This window comes from Lyngbya confervoides BDU141951, from assembly GCF_000817775.3.
In the GTDB taxonomy this organism is placed as follows: domain Bacteria; phylum Cyanobacteriota; class Cyanobacteriia; order Thermosynechococcales; family Thermosynechococcaceae; genus Lyngbya; species Lyngbya confervoides.
In genome coordinates, this window is sequence record NZ_JTHE03000027.1 from 47,771 (window position 1) to 65,679 (window position 17,909).

At 47.3% G+C, this 17,909-nt stretch carries 11 protein-coding genes and 1 CRISPR repeat array; of the genes, 9 read left to right on the forward strand and 2 right to left on the reverse strand.

What is annotated here, in order from left to right; translation table 11 throughout:
* The first annotated feature begins 113 nt into the window (after nt 1–113).
* Nucleotides 114–1,697: a M10 family metallopeptidase gene (locus QQ91_RS04130; RefSeq protein WP_166280373.1), complete on the forward strand. Its 1,584-nt coding sequence runs from the start codon at nt 114–116 to the stop codon at nt 1,695–1,697.
* Between the two features lie 80 nt (nt 1,698–1,777).
* Here QQ91_RS04130 and QQ91_RS04135 read toward each other — a convergent pair whose 3' ends face one another.
* Nucleotides 1,778–2,014, reverse strand: coding sequence for a Nif11-like leader peptide family natural product precursor (locus QQ91_RS04135; protein WP_166280375.1), 237 nt, complete (start codon nt 2,012–2,014; stop codon nt 1,778–1,780).
* 594 nt (nt 2,015–2,608) lie between these two features.
* Here QQ91_RS04135 and QQ91_RS04140 point away from each other — a divergent pair.
* Together QQ91_RS04140 and QQ91_RS04145 are read left to right on the forward strand one after the other, a co-directional pair.
* Nucleotides 2,609–3,646: a retropepsin-like aspartic protease gene (locus QQ91_RS04140; RefSeq protein WP_166280377.1), complete on the forward strand. Its 1,038-nt coding sequence runs from the start codon at nt 2,609–2,611 to the stop codon at nt 3,644–3,646.
* A gap of 45 nt (nt 3,647–3,691) precedes the next feature.
* A complete protein-coding gene (locus QQ91_RS04145) occupies nt 3,692–4,735 on the forward strand; it encodes a class I SAM-dependent methyltransferase (RefSeq protein ID WP_250833252.1) in 1,044 nt (347 codons plus the stop codon).
* Between the two features lies 1 nt (nt 4,736).
* Here QQ91_RS04145 and QQ91_RS04150 read toward each other — a convergent pair whose 3' ends face one another.
* Complete coding sequence (locus QQ91_RS04150) at nt 4,737–5,201, reverse strand: DUF4079 domain-containing protein (protein ID WP_166280381.1); 465 nt, start codon at nt 5,199–5,201, stop codon at nt 4,737–4,739.
* 138 nt (nt 5,202–5,339) lie between these two features.
* On the opposite strand from QQ91_RS04150, the gene QQ91_RS04155 reads away from it, so the two are divergent.
* The 6 genes from QQ91_RS04155 (at nt 5,340) to QQ91_RS04180 (ending at nt 15,839) form a co-directional block, all read left to right on the forward strand.
* Nucleotides 5,340–6,029, forward strand: a complete 690-nt coding sequence (locus QQ91_RS04155; protein WP_166280383.1) for an HAD family hydrolase — start codon at nt 5,340–5,342, stop codon at nt 6,027–6,029.
* A 738-nt stretch (nt 6,030–6,767) separates the two neighbouring features.
* Entirely contained in the window at nt 6,768–8,855 is a 2,088-nt protein-coding gene (locus tag QQ91_RS04160) for a DUF8727 domain-containing protein (RefSeq protein WP_166280385.1), read from the forward strand.
* Nucleotides 8,856–8,886: 31 nt separating this feature from the next.
* Complete coding sequence (locus tag QQ91_RS04165; RefSeq protein WP_166280387.1) at nt 8,887–10,404, forward strand: DUF2357 domain-containing protein; 1,518 nt, start codon at nt 8,887–8,889, stop codon at nt 10,402–10,404.
* Nucleotides 10,405–10,451: 47 nt separating this feature from the next.
* Complete coding sequence (locus QQ91_RS04170; RefSeq protein WP_250833253.1) at nt 10,452–11,810, forward strand: DEAD/DEAH box helicase family protein; 1,359 nt, start codon at nt 10,452–10,454, stop codon at nt 11,808–11,810.
* Nucleotides 11,811–11,813: 3 nt separating this feature from the next.
* Complete coding sequence (locus QQ91_RS04175; RefSeq protein ID WP_166280391.1) at nt 11,814–13,469, forward strand: phospholipase D-like domain-containing protein; 1,656 nt, start codon at nt 11,814–11,816, stop codon at nt 13,467–13,469.
* Between the two features lie 252 nt (nt 13,470–13,721).
* A complete protein-coding gene (locus QQ91_RS04180; RefSeq protein ID WP_166280393.1) occupies nt 13,722–15,839 on the forward strand; it encodes a hypothetical protein in 2,118 nt (705 codons plus the stop codon).
* 282 nt (nt 15,840–16,121) lie between these two features.
* Nucleotides 16,122–17,830: a CRISPR direct-repeat array (repeat unit 37 nt; unit sequence GTTTCAATCCCTGAAAGGGCTTGGGCGGTTTTGAGAC).
* Nucleotides 17,831–17,909 lie beyond the last annotated feature (79 nt).

A 17,909-nucleotide genomic window follows, 5' to 3' on the forward strand; every position in this document is an offset into this window, starting at 1 on the left:
CACTTCGTTCTCTAAATGTTTGCCGTCCTCGCGCAGGACATCGGGGCTGCTGCTTTACCGCTGGAGAACAAGGGGTGTGAATCAGGACTTATTGTGAATCAGGACTTATATTGATGGTTTCTTCTGAGATTTTAGCTCCAGCACTGTCCGCAGAGGGTGAAGGTGGATACGGGGAAAGTACGCCAACCCTGGGGAACTGGCCCACGGGCGATCGCAATGTGGATGCCCTGATCCATGATCGTCGCTGGCAATCGTCAACGGTGACCTATAGCTTTCCCGATGACTTTAGCGACGATTACGAGGAGGAGCTGGGCTATGCCCAGGCAGGGGTGCACCAGGCCAGCTTTGAACCCTTGAATAGCGCCCAAAAGCAGGCAACGCGCAGCATCTTAACGCGCTTCTATGCTGGGGTTGCCCAACTCCAGTTTGAGGAGCTACGGGGAGGGCAAGATCGCCATGCCACGCTGAGATTAGCCCAGTCCAGTGATCCGCCCACGGCCTATGCTTACCTTCCCGATGACTTCTTCGAGTCCGGGGACATCTGGTTCAACCCCACCGATTACGATCGTCCCCGCATTGGCAGCTATGCCTATCACACCTTGATCCATGAGATTGGTCACAGCCTGGGTCTAGATCATGGCCACGATCCGCAGGGGGTGACCCAACCCCCCCTGAGTACAGATCGTGACTCCATGGAGTTTTCCGTGATGACCTATCGGGCCTACACCGGTCACCAGGACTGGGCCTTGGGCTATCCCAATGAGGCGGGCGGCTTTGCCCAATCGTTGATGATGTTGGACATTGCGGCGCTCCAGACCCTCTACGGGGCCAACTACTCGCACCAGGCCGAAGCCACCACCTACCAGTTTTCCACGACCACAGGCGAAATGTTTATTAACGGGGTGGGCCAGGGAAAACCGTTGACGAACCGAATTTTCCGAACGATTTGGGATGGAAATGGCCGCGACACCTACGACCTCTCCAATTACAGCACCCCAACCTCCATTAACCTGGCCCCAGGGAGCTGGAGCCGATTCGATCAGCAGGGAAATCGACAGCTGGCCAGGCTGGATAGCCGCCCAGGCCAGGTGGTGGAGGCCCAGGGACATGTGTTTAATGCCCTACTGCATAAGGGCGATCGCCGATCCCTCATTGAAAATGCCCTGGGGGGCAGCGCCGATGACGTCATTCGCGGCAATGGAGCCAACAACAAGCTCCAGGGGCGGGCGGGCAACGACCAGTTGCTGGGTCGGCAAGGGGCCGACGTTCTGCAGGGCGGATCGGGCGCGGATCAGCTGGTGGGGGGCGCGGGCAATGACCGATTGGTGGGGGGCACCCAGGCCGATCGCCTCAACGGGACAGATGATCAAGCCAGAGGGCGCGGGGAAATTGACCGGCTCCGCGGCGGCAGTGGCGCCGATCAGTTTGACTTGGGAGGCAATGGCGGGGTTTATTACCTTGATGAGGGTGGGCCCCAAGGGTTTGCAATCATTCAAGATTTAGAGTTAGAGGGCGCCGATGCCGATCGCCTCCAGGTGGCAGGACGGGTCGAGAATTATCGGGTGCAGGATAACGTGGTGCGCCAGGGGATCAGCGGCTTTGGTTTGTTCTACCAAACCCCCAGTCAAGCCGATCTAATTGCCCTTCTTCAAGGCCGGAATTTGAGCGCAGCGGGAATTTTGCAAGCTCTAGCTTAATGACCGCTTAAAACCCCCAGCCCTGGGGCTGGGAGCTAGGTTGGGCCTGGGTGAACCGGTCTGAACCGAAAGGGAAAACCCTAGCGACGAATTAAATGGCGACGCGGCCCCACGCCTGGGGTAAAAATGGCGGCCAGGGCATCGGTGGAAAGCGCCGCTACTTCTTCCGCCAAGTTTTTCAGGTGGAGGCTATAGCCGTGGTTGTGGGCCAGCTGCACAAAACGAGCGGGGGATTCCAGGGCCCGCTGGCGGAGCTGATGGGCCTGGGAGTCTTCGAGGCGCCGAAACAGGCGTGCCGCGTTTTCTTTAACTTGCATCTTGATCTCCTAATCAAACAAAGCCCTATTGCCGTAGCCCAGATCTGAGCGTTGTGGAAACCCACTAAGATTTTGGAGAAATTTAAGTTCAGGAAAGCCTCAGACTCAGGCTAAGAATAAGGAAAGTGTATGTTCATTATGAAGAATGAATCTGAGAGTCTCGGTTAATTTTTCTGAAGCACACGGACCCTGGCAGCCCAGGGACAAAGCCTGCGCCTAGGGAAGCACCCAGGTTTGGGAACAGATCAACCCAAGGAGGAGCCGTTGAGGAGCGCCGCGTGAAGTTCCGTATTTTTGCGGTGGGTGGAGGCGCCAAAACAGCGCATCCTGGAATCAGTTCCTCATTGAATATCCCGGAACTCAACGGGGGCGTCTCCCTTGTGCTGCGTCCAATTTAGTGACGGGGATCGGTTTCTTAACTCATAGACCTTAGACCTTCCTTGACCCAGCGCCGGGGTTAAGGAGGTTTTTTTATGGACCTCGGCACTGGGTCGTTGGCCCCGCAGATCGTTACGGAAGCTGCTATAACCAGAACAGCCTGGGCATCGGCTCCGGCGACCAGTCCCTCCCTCTCCTTTGCTGTCGTTGCCAACCATGAAGCAGATTTTTCAAGGACTGTTACTGCTGGGCATGACCGGCCTTTTGACGCGGGGGGCCATCCTGACTCCCTTGCCTCGAACTCAGGCCCATCCTGCACAGGCTGGTGTCCTGGCCCGGAGGGAGGCGTTGGCAGAGGTTCAGGCCATTGTGCAACTGCACAATTTATCCTTGCCGCCTCCGGTGGTGACCGGTTCGCCCCAGGCCACTCTGGCGATCGCCCAGGAGATGCTGACCCCAACCATCCAGGCTGTGATTGGGAATCGCCAGGTGCCGCTGCTGGTGGATACGGGCGCCTCCACCACCCTCTTGTCCAAAGCTCTGGTGACGCAGCTGCAGCTTGAGGGGCAGACCATTGCCAGCGATCGCCTCACCTCTGCCGTGGCAGGAAGGGATTGTCCCAGTATGGAGGCCACCTTGCACCAGCTTCCCCCCCTAAGCTTGGGAGGCATCCAGGTCGATCGCTTAAGGGGGTTAGCCTTTGCCCAGACGGAGATTCCCCAGGACTGGGCGGGGGTGCTCGGCATGAATTTCCTGCAGGCCTTTGATCTGAGCATTAATCCCCAAGCCCAACAGCTCACGCTCCGCCCCCCCTCCCCCTTGCCGAGGTCCCAACGGGCCCAGGCCATTCCCCTGCAGCGCCAGCTCAATGTCCTGGTGGGACCGGTGCGCATTAACGGCCAAGGCCCGTTTACGCTGCTATTTGATACCGGCGCCGAGGGCACCTTCATTTCCCCGGCAGTGGCCAAGGCAGCCTCCCTGGGCGAAATCCCCCAGGAGGCGGTGCGGGTGCGGGGCTTTTGCGGCCTGGAGCCCGCAGTGCGCCTCAGCATTCCCAGCCTGGATATTGGTCCCCATAGACTCTCAACGGTGCAGGTCATCGTGCTGGACTCTGCCGTCATCAAAACCCTGCAGGTGGATGGTATTTTGGGACAAAACGTCCTCAGTCAGTTTGAACAGCACTGGCGGTTTCCGGCTCACTCTCTGCCCGATTCCCAGGCCCAAGGCAGCCTGCTGCTTACCGCCCCAAATTGAGGCAGTACAGGGGGAGATCCCCGCCGCCACCATCACCTAAAGGGTATGACCTTGTCTTCTTCGTCCAAAGCTCTGGAAACCGCAATTCTCACCAACCTCAGCATTCGCACCCTGTATCGAGGCGATATTCTGTTCCCCTGTATTCCGGCGGCCATGGGGGCCTACGCCACCCATCTTGACCGGATGTTGCAAAATTTTGGTCGGGGATTTTCTCCCGAGGAGCAAGATTCGGTGCGGACGCTGTTGCAAACCACCGCTCAGCAGGGCTTTGAGCAGAGCCCCAATGCCCAGGTGGCCTTCCGCTACGAAGTCCGGGGAACGGCCCAACTGGGTAAAACGCTGGCCTGTCAGGTGTCCCTGGTGCTGCCAACCCTAAGCGATCAATATGCGCAATGGTATCAGCAGGAGCAGACCCAACTGTTTGGTCAGCATCCCGATGCCAAAGTCATGAACATCGCTCAGCAGTTCTCCCCTGGGGCAAGGATTTTAGACCTTGGCGCGGGCTATGGACGCAATGCGCTGCCCCTGGCACGACTGGGGCATTCTGTGGAGGCGCTGGAGATGACGGCGGAATTTCTCCAGGCCCTTCAAACTCAGGCCCAGACAGAGGGGCTGTCCCTGGATCTTCGTTTAGCTGATTTGTTTACGGCTTCTGTGGTTCTCGCCGCCAACAGCTACAACCTGATTTTACTGTCGGAGGTCCTCTCCCATTTCCGCAGGCCCCAGCAGCTGCGAGATCTGTTCATCAAGGCTAGCCCTGCACTGCAGGAGGGCGGATATTTGCTCTGTAATTGTTTTCTGGCCGAGCCGGGATATCAGCCCGATGCCATGGCCCGAGAAATGGCGCAGATTGCCTGGTCTGCCCTGTTTACGCGCGCGGAGATCCAGGAGGCGATCGCGGAGTTGCCCTTGACGCTGATCTCCGATGAATCTGCGGTGGAGTACGAACAGAACCATCTGCTGCCGCAGCAGTGGCCCCCTACGGACTGGTTTGTGGATTGGGCCACCGGAAAAAGCACCTTTCCCTACCTGGAGGAGGGATCGCCCCCGATGGAACTGCGCTGGCTGCTCTTCCAAAAGACGCGATAGGCTAGCCCTGTTCCATAATTCGCTGGACAATTTCCATCCCGGTAATGGCTTGCCAACCAAATAGACCCAGGATGATGATATTAATCGCGATGTGGGTATTGCGGGCAAACCGGTTACCCTTTTGCATCAGCGGCACCAAACTGGCGGCGATCGCGATCAAGGTGGTCATGCCCAGTCCCGCAATCAGATGGGGACCCACAAACAGCTTATGGTTATTCATGTAGGTCACCGCAATGCCCCCCACATTTCCAAGAACCATCAGGGCCAGAATCAAGGACCCCAGGAGAAAATGCTTATCCCGATACCGACCTTGGATCAGGGCCTTCTTTTCCGCCCCCGTGGCGCTGCGAATCTGGCGAGACTTCATCCCAGAATAGAGCGCATAGAGGGTCAACCCCAACAAAGCCCACATCATCACCGGATGAAGGTAGGTCAAGATTGCTTTCCCCAGCGCTGGCATGTCCATAAAAGTGCAACATTTTTATTACATATCTTTATAAAAGTTAGCATGTTTTTCTAAAATAGAGTCCCCGATTGCCCCGATCCTTTTCAGGGGAGTCGCATCCGACGTGGGCTGTTTATCGTCAAAATCTAGGAATTGACAATGTCTAGGCCATTACAAGCATTGATCTTTGATATGGACGGGGTAATTTGCGATACGATGCCCTACCATTTGGAGGCGTGGAGGCAATATATCCAAACCATTCCAGACCTGGCCGGGATTTCCCGCGATCGCCTCCAACAGCTAGGAGGGAAACGCAACCACGAGCTGCTGAGCGATCTGTTAGCGGCCCCTGTGGATGAAGCGGATCTGTTCTGTTGGGGCATGGAAAAGGAAGCGCTTTACCGGGATTTAATTCGCGATAACATTCAGTTCCTGCCTGGGTTGCTGCCCTTTCTCAAGCAAGCCCAGTCCCAGGGTCTACAGTTGGGCCTGGGCACCTCTGCCTGCGAAGAGAATGTGGAGTTGCTGCTCGGCCACAAAAATTTGGACCGGTTCTTTGCGGCTCAGGTCACAGAGTTGGATGTGGAACTGGGAAAGCCTGACCCGGAGTGCTATCTGTTGGTGGCCGATCAACTCGGGGTGGCCCCCGCCCACTGTCTGGTCTTTGAAGATGCAGTGGCGGGGGTGCAGTCGGCCCGCAATGCGGGCATGCGCTGTTGGGGGGTAACCACCACCCAATCCCCAGAGGTGCTGCTGGCGGCGGGGGCAGAATGTTGCATACAAGACTTCCGCGATCGGCGATTGCAGGCATTACTGGCCAATGATTGGGCCGCCGATGATTGGGCCTAACCAGAGTGGTGGTAAGTTGAGGACCGTTGAGGGAGCTCTCCACTGATCGAGCGGACCCTCAGGATATTATGGGTATGGAATTTATGCAAACTGTGAACCTCAACTCCAACGGCGATAGCCAAAATCTCAATCCTCTCCTACAGAGTTTACTCTACATGTTACATAGAAAACACTAGATACCCAGGCGCCTTGATTTTCCCCTAACTCGCCCAAGGATTCTGTGCTGTTGCATTTTTAGGCTCAGCCTCAAACATCCTTCGTGCTGTCATGGCAAAATCCCAGTGAGTTGAGTTAATTCCTATAGATTTGGGTATTATAGTCAGGTAAATGACTTATCAATCACATTCCTCAGAACATGCAGGCATAACAACAGATACCAAAACGTCATAACCTCTCAAAAGCGTAACTATCTTTAGATGTATCAGCGACAAGAGCATATGAGCCACGTTTTTTCCAAATTTTGAGCATCTGTTCGTGCGGATTTCTGCAACGATTGAATATTAACTCCTAACATCGCCTCGATAAGCAGGAGACAATTTTGATCTCCTGAGAAGATAGGACAGTGTTTATTTGAGAAAATTCCTCAGAAAAATTGATCACGCACTTTCCTGAGGAAGAGCTTTTCTATTGGTCCTAATTGGGTGATGTTCAAAACTTTGATCATTCAGCTTTCATAGGAGAAGCTGTTTTTTTCATGCCCGATTGCATCATTATTTTTATTTTTAGGGTAATAAATAAATGGAGTATTCCAAGAAATCATTTTTACTTTATCTACCTTTAGTGGCCAGCGTAGGCGGGGGAATCATAATAGCTGCAGGCGGATCTGCTCCCCAATTTGTCGCGACTATGATGCTGACCGGAGGCGCAGGATATGCAACATCAGTAGTGGGGAAACAGTTGCAGGCCGGAAAATATAAAGGCATAGAACTAGAGAATGATTTTCTCCGAAGGGAACTGGCGAAAAGCCACAAGGCATTGGGGATACAAACAGACCTGGGACAGTTAGAAAAACAGAAGGCGCTTCTCAGTCGTGAGCTTGATCAACTGAATGTGCAGAAATTAGATTTAGAAAGAAGGATTCAAGCAATCGATCAAAGTAAGCCCGACTTGAATCAATTAGAGAAGCTACAGAACGATATCGGAAAATTAACGGCTCAAATCAATTTAGAGACAGGAAAGTTAGAGGCGATCGCCAATCAGATTTCTGAGCGGGAGCAGCAGCGAGACAACTTAGAAAATCTAACGGCTCAGATTCTACAAAAACAAGCAAGCATCACAGAGTTAAACGATAAGCTCCGGCATTTAAACCAACAAGCCGTTGAATTAGAGCTATTTCGTAGCACCTACGATGCCCTCCAACGAGATAAGGACAACCTGACATCTAAAAAGCAGCAGCTCGAGTCTGAATTACCCAGGCTTGAGCAAGAGCGGGATCGTATATTGGAAAGTATTAATCGCTTAGAAACGCAAGCCCAACAAGCGAATGCCTTACGAAATGAGATTGAGGAGCTAGAGGCAAAGCGTCGACACGTAAACTCTGAGGTGAGTAGCTTATTGAGGCAATTTTCACAATTAGACTCTGAAAATCAACGCAAAGAAAACGAGATTGCCGACAAGGAACGTAAACTTCAGAACATCAACCAAGAGATTCAGGAGCGCAAGGGAGAGCTGGCGGAAATCGAAAAAGGAGTCAAGGATGCATTCCAAGCCTTGGAAATACCAGTACACCTGGATGCAACCCAATCCCGAAGCCTCATTAACGAAGGAGAGTTCCTAAATCAGTTTAAGCAGTACCTGCAGGATAAGGGGCTGGTTTTCCCGCAAAGGGTCATCCATGCCTTCCATACTTCTTTGAAAGTGCAAGATATTTCCGCATTAGTAATTTTGGCAGGGATTAGCGGCACTGGTAAAAGTGAGTTGCCCCAAGCCTACGCCGAATGCATAGGAGCCCCTCTGGTCATGCTTCCAGTGCAACCCCGATGGGACTCTCCCCAAGATCTGCAAGGCTTCTTCAACTATATGGAGAAAAAATATAAGCCCACAGAGCTGATGCGTTTTCTCTATCAACATCAACGTCAAGAGACCTTAAAAGGGAGAATGGTGCTGGTGCTTCTAGATGAAATGAATCTGGCCAGAGTTGAATACTATTTCAGTGATTTTCTCTCTAAGCTAGAAAGTAGAAGAAATAAGAAAACCTACCTGGAGTTAGATGCAGGAAGTCTGAAGCTTACTGACCAACAGCGTCAGGTTTTGATTCCAGAAGAGTTTTTATTTGTGGGGACTATGAATGAGGACGAAACAACCCAATCCCTCTCAGACAAGGTACTCGACCGCGCGAATGTCCTAACCTTTGGCCGCCCACCAGAACTTAAGCTTCGAGGTGCCGCAACCAAGCCTTCACCGTCAAGCGATTACATCTCTTGGGAGAATTTTCAAAGGTGGACAAAGGACCCAAATGACATTCTTGAGGTAACCGAGGCAGTTCATGAATACGTCGATAAGGCCAACCATATCATGGAGTCTCTAGGCCGTCCCTTTGCACACCGAGTGTACCAGGCGTTTGCAAAGTACGTTGCCAATTATCCCAATGCTGACCAAGATGAGGCAATTCGAAATCAAGCTATCGCAGATCAATTTGGCCAGAAATTATTGCCAAAACTTCGGGGAGTCATGGTGGAAGAGAGAACGGTGAAGGAGTCCTTAGATGCCTTGGAAAGACTTCTCGCTCAATTAGGAGATGAAGCCCTCAGTCAAGCCTTTGAAAAGGCTCGTCTAGGCCATTATGGACAATTCCAGTGGCAGGGAGTCGTTTATCCCCAAGATTAAATGAACTTGGTTGACATGATGATGATAAGCAATGCTAATTTATGCCAGTCTAGCAGACTACCTGAATAATAAAGTTTGTCCAGATGTCCTTCCCCAACTAAAAGGCAGCGATCGCCCAATCTTGGTTCTAGAGGGTCAAGAAAAACTGGCAACACAATATCCTTTCCTAATGGAGCGTCAAACGAAAGTTTATGAGATTGGATTCCCTTGGGTTCAGGTCGCAGATTGGGAGAATCACAAGGCAATCAGGCAGAATATCACCGTTGAGATAGAGGCAGAAGTTAACATCTGTGTCGAATTTCAGCTGACGGATGAGGTTCTTGATGAAACTCAAATTAGCAATGATGAAGATACGGCACAAGCGTTAAAGGAGTTGCTAGGGGTCCAGTGCGACCGCACAACAGCGGAAATAATCACGTTATTCATCAGCCTCTTCGATCACATGCGAGGTGAGCAGAATCATGGATCTCAGAGCTCCGGTTCGATTCTCAGAATTTCAGATACTCTGACTCAGTTGAGTGATGCTGATGCGCGGCTGCCCCTCGTATTAGCCCTAAACCGCCGTTATGACTTACGCCATAAACTGGAATTGATTGCGCCAAAGCTGCGATCGCAGCTCACTCGCACAGCCGAACTGATGCCCCTTGGACACATTCAGGAAATGGACGCCTACTGTCTAAGAGACTACGTCCGCCGACCTGGACGTAAAGCCACTGAAAAAGCCGGGGCAAGGCAACAATTGATGGGTATTAAACGCTATCACAGCTTTAATACTCCTGAAAATCGCTTTCTAAAAGGATTCTGTGACTTATTACACTTAGACTGCCGTGACTATCACGAATTCTATGCAGAGGCAAGGTTACTTGAACGAGCAATTGACCGTTTTCGGCAGGAGTCGAGCGTACAGGAAATCCCTCGAACCAATACCTTTCTTACAAAAGCAAACTATGTTTTGCAGCAAAATCCAATATATCGAAGTTTCTATCAGGCATATCTGGATTATGCAAAGCGTCGAACTGAAAAAGAAAATATTTGGAGTTTTCGCCAAGCACTTTTAGTGGATGTTGTAACGGTTGTATTTGTAGCATCTCTTCTAAATCTCGAAGGAAGTTATGTACCCCCCACTGCATCTATCAACATCCGATCTGTCCCCATTCGTGGGGAATATTTACTTAGAGATACATCCACTATCGTGAACTGTATTCTCCAATCAGCTGCTATCACCTTTGAAATTTCTCACCCGACCAAACCGGTGCTGGGGGATTTACAGCTCAAAGTTAGCGTACAATCATTCTCAGATCAGACAAGAGAGACTTATCGATTACCAGTTTGGATTTATTGGTACAAACCATCAAAGCACATAGCACAGATCAAAAAGAAGGGTATATATATCTATCTTTTTGATCGGCAAGATAAAGGTTCAGAAGAAGATTTAAATCCTGAAGATCTCACTTGCTTAAAACTTCCACATCCGCTTAATGAGTCCTTAATAGAAGGGATGCAATCCCTAACAAATTTACTATGGAAACTAATGGAAAGCTTCCTATAACCAAGGCCCTTACCGCACTTCACAGTATATTGGAAAGACCGTACCAGGTGATTCGAGAACGCTCAGATTTGAATCTCCCAGCCTCAAAAAGTATCTTTCCATTTAGAAAAACACAGCGAGAGGCTTTAGAGCTTGCCTTATCCAATGCACCGGTTGTTGCAATCGCAGGACTACCAGGAAGCGGTAAAACCGAGATTGCAATGGATGCACTGCAGACAGCGATCGCTCACCAGCGATCAACATTGGTGGTTTCTCCATTTAGCAGCACCTTTCATCGCTATAAACAACTGCCTGTTCCGTTTCTAGAACTGAATAATGCCCAGGACTATCGTCAGAATGTGCGAACATGGGTCAGGCAACAGCTTCAAACCACACAGTTAGATTTTGTCCCACTCCACTGGCTTGAAGATCTACTTTTCAAAGAACTGCAGATCAGAAAATCCCGTCAATTTTGGTTGGGTTTGCTGACACCAGAAGAGCAAGACGATAAAATTGAGAGATTAAGGCTAGAAATACAGAATATTTTCCCGAACATTCATGAAAAACGACGGGATTTGCTAATGCATCGGTTGAGGAAATCCTATCGACTACTAGAACAACAAGAGCATTTATTCCAAGACTACACAAGCCTAAGCGAACGAGCAATCGAACAAATTGTGGATGAAGTGATTACTCATATACAACCGCTTACTCTCTGCCACATCAATAACCTAAAAGTCATTGAAAATCGTAGCTTTGATCTGGTTATCATCGAAGATGGTCATCACCTACCTGAGAGGCAATTGAAGAAAGTTGCGATCCATGCCCACAAACTTGTAATAATGGGAGAGTTAACAAAATCGAACGGCTTACTAGATCACTTTTTTCACAACTTACTTCCTGCTTATCGGATCATAATTACTGAAAATCATCGACTTCATCCCAATCTGGCTAATCATATATTTCCTGCGCTATATCCATCCCAGCCCATTCCCTATACTCCTTTGCTATCGAGTCGTAATGTATTAGAACAGATTTATTGCCGTTTACAGTGGATAGATGTCAAGTCATCAGAAAACCTTATTCAAGCTCTATATCAAAATATCGAAGACAATAAGGTAGAAAATCTCTGCATACTTACCAATTCAAATCAACTATCTGATCAGTTAAAAGCACAGTTCCCTAAATTATCTGACCTAGTTTTCTCTAATTTTGAAGACATAGTCGGACGAGAGTTCCACTCCCTAATTTACGCTTGTGATTCTCATAATCAAAGCCCATTTAATTATGGTGATTTACGAATAATTTTCACTAGAGCCAGAGAGTACATAACTGTCATTGGAAATAGGAATCACTTCCAAAAATTGTTTAAACAAATCTCCTCTAAATTCCATTACGTAAGAAATATTGAGATTCTCGAGGACTAAGAAATGAAAATCAGTTTAGACATAACAGGTTACTATGAGCGTTTTACAAACAGTGGAGATATACTCCAGAAAACGTCCCTTAAAAGTTTACTAAGAGACCTTCATCAAATTGCCAGTGATAACCGGCGGTATTGCTTATCAAGCGTACATCAATCCTTTGGGCTAAATTTTTTGTCTATGGATTCATTAACGCATTTAATGAGGCATTATTCGGATGAAGCCTTATTGATGACAGATTATTTATTACGTCCTCTCATAAAAGATTCGGGTGGGCCAGTTTCTCGAAAATTCAGCTATCGATTCATCCCAAATGAATGGAATAATTTTGTTATTGATCTTGTTCCAGATGATCCCCAGATCCCTATATTTATAAGCGATCGTCAGGAAGGAAATTATCAATTATTACTAGAAGAAAACCTTGGTACACCAGTACGAACTTACCGACTGGAAGCAATCCGTAATCTAGAGGAATTATTTCATAAGCATCCAGAAAAAGTGCTTCGTCTTGCACTACGCAGCCTCAACCTTGAGGAATTTCCCATTGATCTTCCCAATAACTGTACCGCATGGCTCTCAGTGAGTGATCTTCCTTCTAACTTACGACAGGATATTAATCAAATAAAGAATCAAGAGGAATCCCCAAGTCTTTCAAACTCCCTAGAAAGGCCATTGTGTGAGTACCAAGTTCAATATCCTACAATTCTAGGATATGAAGAAATTATTGCAAATTTAGCCCCTGCAGAACATATTCGTCCTAGTACAGATATACAGATTGGTCGTGGTATTCATAGAAATATCTTACAGGATGTAATCAAAAATGCACAAAAATTTCTCATGATATGCAGCTATCGACTCGAGGATCCCGAGATTATAGAGCAGATTACTCAGAAATCACAACAGATTCCTGTTTGGATCCTAACTGACTTTAATAATAATGTACAAGATCGAGTAGATGGAACTATAGATGAATTGACAGATTCAGACTATATCAATTCAGATCTTAAAAAAAAGAGATGCTTAAGGATCCTCAATCGAGAATGCATAGGTTTTAGAAGTGGAAACGTGCATCTTAAGACTTACCTTAGCGAAAAATCAGCTTATCTGGGATCTTGCAACCTAACTGGAGGAAGTTTAGAGCGAAATGGTGAAGCCGGAATGCTATGGCACAATACGCCGGAACACGAATTTTTGATTAAGTACTTTCAACATTTATGGTCGAGTCATACAACTGCTAAAGCGCAGCCTGCACCTCAAGGTTTTCAAATAACAAGCTTTCGAGGGGAAATCACCCCATCACCCCATCATCCTCAATTTCTAGATCAGCATACTTTTCGAAAAGATTTAGATAAATCACTAAGAAAGCTATCAGGAAAAAAGATTAGGATTTACACCCGCAATTTTAACCCTACTCCTACTCAGTTTAACCTACTGAGTGACCAACAGACGCGCCTGTTCTACGGACAATATAATCAGTGTAAATTTCGAGCAAAAAAAATCAATAATCTCCATGCCAAAATTATAATCATTGGTAGAGAAATCGCATACATTGGATCTCAAGACTTCGCTTTTGGTAAAAATTCATTAATAGATCTTACCTATAAAACTACTGATATTTCAGAAATAAGTACAATCATTTCAAAAGTTCAGGATCTACATTAACAAAGACTAAAAATAATGACTATATTTATTAATCTTGAGTCATATCTTCAATGTTGCCAATATGCTCATCTGTATGGAGAAGATCCCAGATCTTTTATTCCGCTCAAGAATTCATTGCCCTTAGCCTACCATGATTTCTGTAGTCGCCACGTATCTGCACCGTATTTACCGTCCCCAGCTTTGACCCACGCTCAGCCTGTTTCCTTAGGTCCGCGCCAAGTAGACATATCACAGAACTTTCAACATATTGGTATGAAGCTTGATCAATCCGTTGATCAAACATTTATTGTGAGAGAGGTCAATTCCCTAGCCTTGAAGTCACTAGCAATTCAATCTCAATATCTTTATGCCAACGTCTATCGATATTGGAATTATGCTCATCAGCTTCAATCTATTGTTTCGACTTCGACGAGGCTCATACTCTATGATCTAGATTGCTTTACACCAGCTTGTGTAATACCACTCTCGTTTGAAAAAGCATTGAATGCTCCTTTTCCTATTCCTATTGTTGATACTCGCCTGCTCGATCAATATAAATCCTTGAGTTTAGAACAATCCCATGAAAAAATATATGACGATATTTGTAAGGAAATATCTGACAGAATAGTTATTGATCTTGGGCTCAGTTCTTCTCAGAGTAGGTTCGTTCAGTGCTACCTCCAAAAAATCAACCTATTTCAGAGCATCGATTTTGGATTTCAGAAATCTATTCCTCTAATTATCGAAGCTAATCATCGATTTTATCAATACAATTTATCAATTGAGTTACTGGAAGAAGTGGTCATCAAACACTTGCCGATCTCAAGGTTGAGACAAATCACCAAAGATCATACAGAGTATAAGTTCATTTTAATCAGTCATTATACTCGACTGCCTGGAATTAATGAAAAAATTCAGGAACAATGCGATAATTCACTATTTATTGTAGACACTAAATCTAGCATTTTTTCCGAAATATGGAAACAGAGATGCGATGAAAAATTTCCATTGTACGGGCATCAGTTAGACAAGATTAGCTTTTTCGTAAAACGTGCGGGTCAAATATCAGAGATCATGCTTCCTCAAAAAGTATGCTACGAGGGAGAGAAAGAAGTAACTATATATGGTCAGTATAAAAGTGATGGGCTGTCAACTGAAACCTTCCCTTTGAAATTTTCCAAAGTTGAATTGCCCTTCCAGATCAATGATGCCATATTTATAGATAGTCAAACGAATAAAGAGCAAGCTTATTTAATCGAAAATCGTTTTTACCAGGAAAATTCTGTCCTCGATGTTAGAATTCGCTTTAGATTTCAGCCTGGGTTTTCCCCAAAGTTAGAGGTCCTAGATAGTCAAAATCGAATTCTCAAATCTAGCCTGGTTGATCGATCTTTATCACTTGAAGTATCGGATTCATTAACCTTTATTCCAAGCTGTCAAATTAGTGAATTTCGCAAACGAAAATCTGCTGAGGCAATACAAAGGCTGATTCACCCTGATCTTGCAAGTCAATTCAATAGATTTATAGCCTGTGCCAACAACATACAACAATCGTCTATTTCCACCCCAGAGATTGAGCAAACAATAATCAATCTTAAATCGGCTTGGACAAATTGCTTCCGGCCTAACAATAATAAATTTTTCATCTTAGTATTTGACAAGAACCAGGATTTGTCTCCCGTTATACATGCCTATAATCAACTAGAAACCAAGATAAAAACTTTAAATTCTCTGGTCGGTCCTAGCTCAATTCCATCCCTGAAGCAGGCTTATTCTACTTTTATCTATATCTTAGGTGGGGGTTATGCCTTAACTCAAGATATCGACCTGGATTTTTTATTTTGTAGCGAGACTTTATCCCGTCCCAGAAAAAATTCAATTGCTTGGGATCAGAAGATTCTTGCGGCTGCCAAAGTGGCCTGCACAAGACATCGCCAAGAGCTATTTTTTAAACTTTTTAGAATGCATACAAAATATCGAAATAAGCACTTCTTTGAAACAAATGAATATATTTGGGGATATGCTCGTCTTCTACTATGGTATGCAGATATATATAGTTTCATATCTTCCAAAACCTATCAAGAGAACTATACCCTACTCCTTCATTACTGTTTGTCATTAAATGCAAAGGATAACCGTAATACATCCTATCTTAAGGACGCCTTAATTTCGCTAATTTATATGTTGACGTTTCGCGAACGTGATCCTCAGTTTGTGAATAAAGAATCTCAGGAGTATCTTGATTCTAAAAAGTTGTGTCAACGTTTGGCAGAGACACCCATTCTGTCAAGACAAGCAAATTTAGATCTACCACTAAATCATGTCTTTGAGAATATTCTGGAGGGATCTGCCACTCAAGAGCAAGTTAGAAACATGATTGAAATTGACTAGTTGAGTGTACTCGCCAGTAATACTAAATCCCTTAATCCATAGACCCTCTCTGTACGTCGCTATCTAGTATCATAAATCGCCTGCATCATCCCAACAGTAATCCCTATCGGCTTCTAAAAGCAGGCGTTTCAGGACTCGCTTTGTGAATGGAGAAAGATGAGCCTAATGGATAGCGCTTTCACTAAATTTGCATAAGAGCCCATTCAGCTTGTTATCCGGTACTGAGGGCGATCGCGGTTTCACATCACCAAAGCGGCATAAGATCCTACTTCGCTAATGGGCCGTTCAGCCCCTGAAAGGGCTTGGGCAGTTTTGAGACACACGCTGCAACCTGTTGCAGTTGTCAGTAGCGCGTTTCAATCCCTGAAAGGGCTTGGGCGGTTTTGAGACAATGCGGGAGAGCGAGGGCAGTAGTCCAATCCACAAGTTTCAATCCCTGAAAGGGCTTGGGCGGTTTTGAGACTGGGGTTGAACCAGGGGTAGGCCGCATCCCCCACGTTTCAATCCCTGAAAGGGCTTGGGCGGTTTTGAGACGGGGAATGGAGAGGAGTCCAACTGGGATCCAAGAAGTTTCAATCCCTGAAAGGGCTTGGGCGGTTTTGAGACTAGATACCGTCTGGGCGGCTTTGCTGTTGCGCGGTTGTTTCAATCCCTGAAAGGGCTTGGGCGGTTTTGAGACGCAGGGTAGACCTCTCGCATAAGCGCGTTCATTCGGTTTCAATCCCTGAAAGGGCTTGGGCGGTTTTGAGACCCACACCCTTCCGTCCTCCGTGATGGCCGCTTGGTTTCAATCCCTGAAAGGGCTTGGGCGGTTTTGAGACTTGTAACTCACTGCCCACCAATCAGCGCCAGCTTGAGTTTCAATCCCTGAAAGGGCTTGGGCGGTTTTGAGACCCCTGCCGATTCCCAGCGCTGGGGCTGTAGTTCGCTGCAACCAGTTTCAATCCCTGAAAGGGCTTGGGCGGTTTTGAGACCACGATCCCTGGGGTGAGTGGCACGAACGCGGTTATGTTTCAATCCCTGAAAGGGCTTGGGCGGTTTTGAGACCTTGCAACAACCTGGTTGCTATTGCTTCCCGGCATGTTTCAATCCCTGAAAGGGCTTGGGCGGTTTTGAGACCCCAAAGCTACGCAAGATGAAGCCCTTGATTAAGGTTTCAATCCCTGAAAGGGCTTGGGCGGTTTTGAGACTCCAGCTTTTTAGCTTGGAGCACCTGAAGAAACGGGTTTCAATCCCTGAAAGGGCTTGGGCGGTTTTGAGACTTGGTTTGCCCCCCTTATTTTTCTCCAAGAATTTAGTTTCAATCCCTGAAAGGGCTTGGGCGGTTTTGAGACTGGCTAACTTCCAAAAGCTAGAGCAGGTTAAACTAGTTTCAATCCCTGAAAGGGCTTGGGCGGTTTTGAGACCTAAGATTGGGCAGTTCCTCTGTCTTTTAGGAACTTTGGTTTCAATCCCTGAAAGGGCTTGGGCGGTTTTGAGACATAACATAGTAGTGACCCTCATGTATGTATTCGATGTTTCAATCCCTGAAAGGGCTTGGGCGGTTTTGAGACCTATTCTGTTCCTCACAGGTGAAGCCTAGAACGGTTTCAATCCCTGAAAGGGCTTGGGCGGTTTTGAGACCTGCGCCCACCAAAATAAGGGCCTTAACTGCCTTGCGTCCCCATCTTGTTTCAATCCCTGAAAGGGCTTGGGCGGTTTTGAGACTCCACGTAGGACAGGGTTACGGAAAAGCCACCCTGTTTCAATCCCTGAAAGGGCTTGGGCGGTTTTGAGACTTGTGGCTCCGTGCATGGGCCGAGGCTTCCTGATAGTTTCAATCCCTGAAAGGGCTTGGGCGGTTTTGAGACAGAGCCTCCTAATCAAGGCAAAGAGATAGTAAAGTTTCAATCCCTGAAAGGGCTTGGGCGGTTTTGAGACCAGATGCTCAAGCGGGAGCACAGCGCACAGGAGCGTTTCAATCCCTGAAAGGGCTTGGGCGGTTTTGAGACCCCAGTCCTCTGAAACATTGGATATATTTGATTTTCAAGGTTCATTTGCGCGGATACGCTTTGAATCATTATATCTCAA

Bases quoted from the DNA above. Each gene is read 5' to 3' on its own strand.
- QQ91_RS04130 (WP_166280373.1), top strand. From the start codon at position 114: ATGGTTTCTTCTGAGATTTTAGCTCCAGCACTGTCCGCAGAGGGTGAA.
- QQ91_RS04135 (WP_166280375.1), bottom strand. From the start codon at position 2,014: ATGCAAGTTAAAGAAAACGCGGCACGCCTGTTTCGGCGCCTCGAAGAC.
- QQ91_RS04140 (WP_166280377.1), top strand. From the start codon at position 2,609: ATGAAGCAGATTTTTCAAGGACTGTTACTGCTGGGCATGACCGGCCTT.
- QQ91_RS04145 (WP_250833252.1), top strand. From the start codon at position 3,692: ATGACCTTGTCTTCTTCGTCCAAAGCTCTGGAAACCGCAATTCTCACC.
- QQ91_RS04150 (WP_166280381.1), bottom strand. From the start codon at position 5,201: ATGGACATGCCAGCGCTGGGGAAAGCAATCTTGACCTACCTTCATCCG.
- QQ91_RS04155 (WP_166280383.1), top strand. From the start codon at position 5,340: ATGTCTAGGCCATTACAAGCATTGATCTTTGATATGGACGGGGTAATT.
- QQ91_RS04160 (WP_166280385.1), top strand. From the start codon at position 6,768: ATGGAGTATTCCAAGAAATCATTTTTACTTTATCTACCTTTAGTGGCC.
- QQ91_RS04165 (WP_166280387.1), top strand. From the start codon at position 8,887: ATGCTAATTTATGCCAGTCTAGCAGACTACCTGAATAATAAAGTTTGT.
- QQ91_RS04175 (WP_166280391.1), top strand. From the start codon at position 11,814: ATGAAAATCAGTTTAGACATAACAGGTTACTATGAGCGTTTTACAAAC.
- QQ91_RS04180 (WP_166280393.1), top strand. From the start codon at position 13,722: ATGAAGCTTGATCAATCCGTTGATCAAACATTTATTGTGAGAGAGGTC.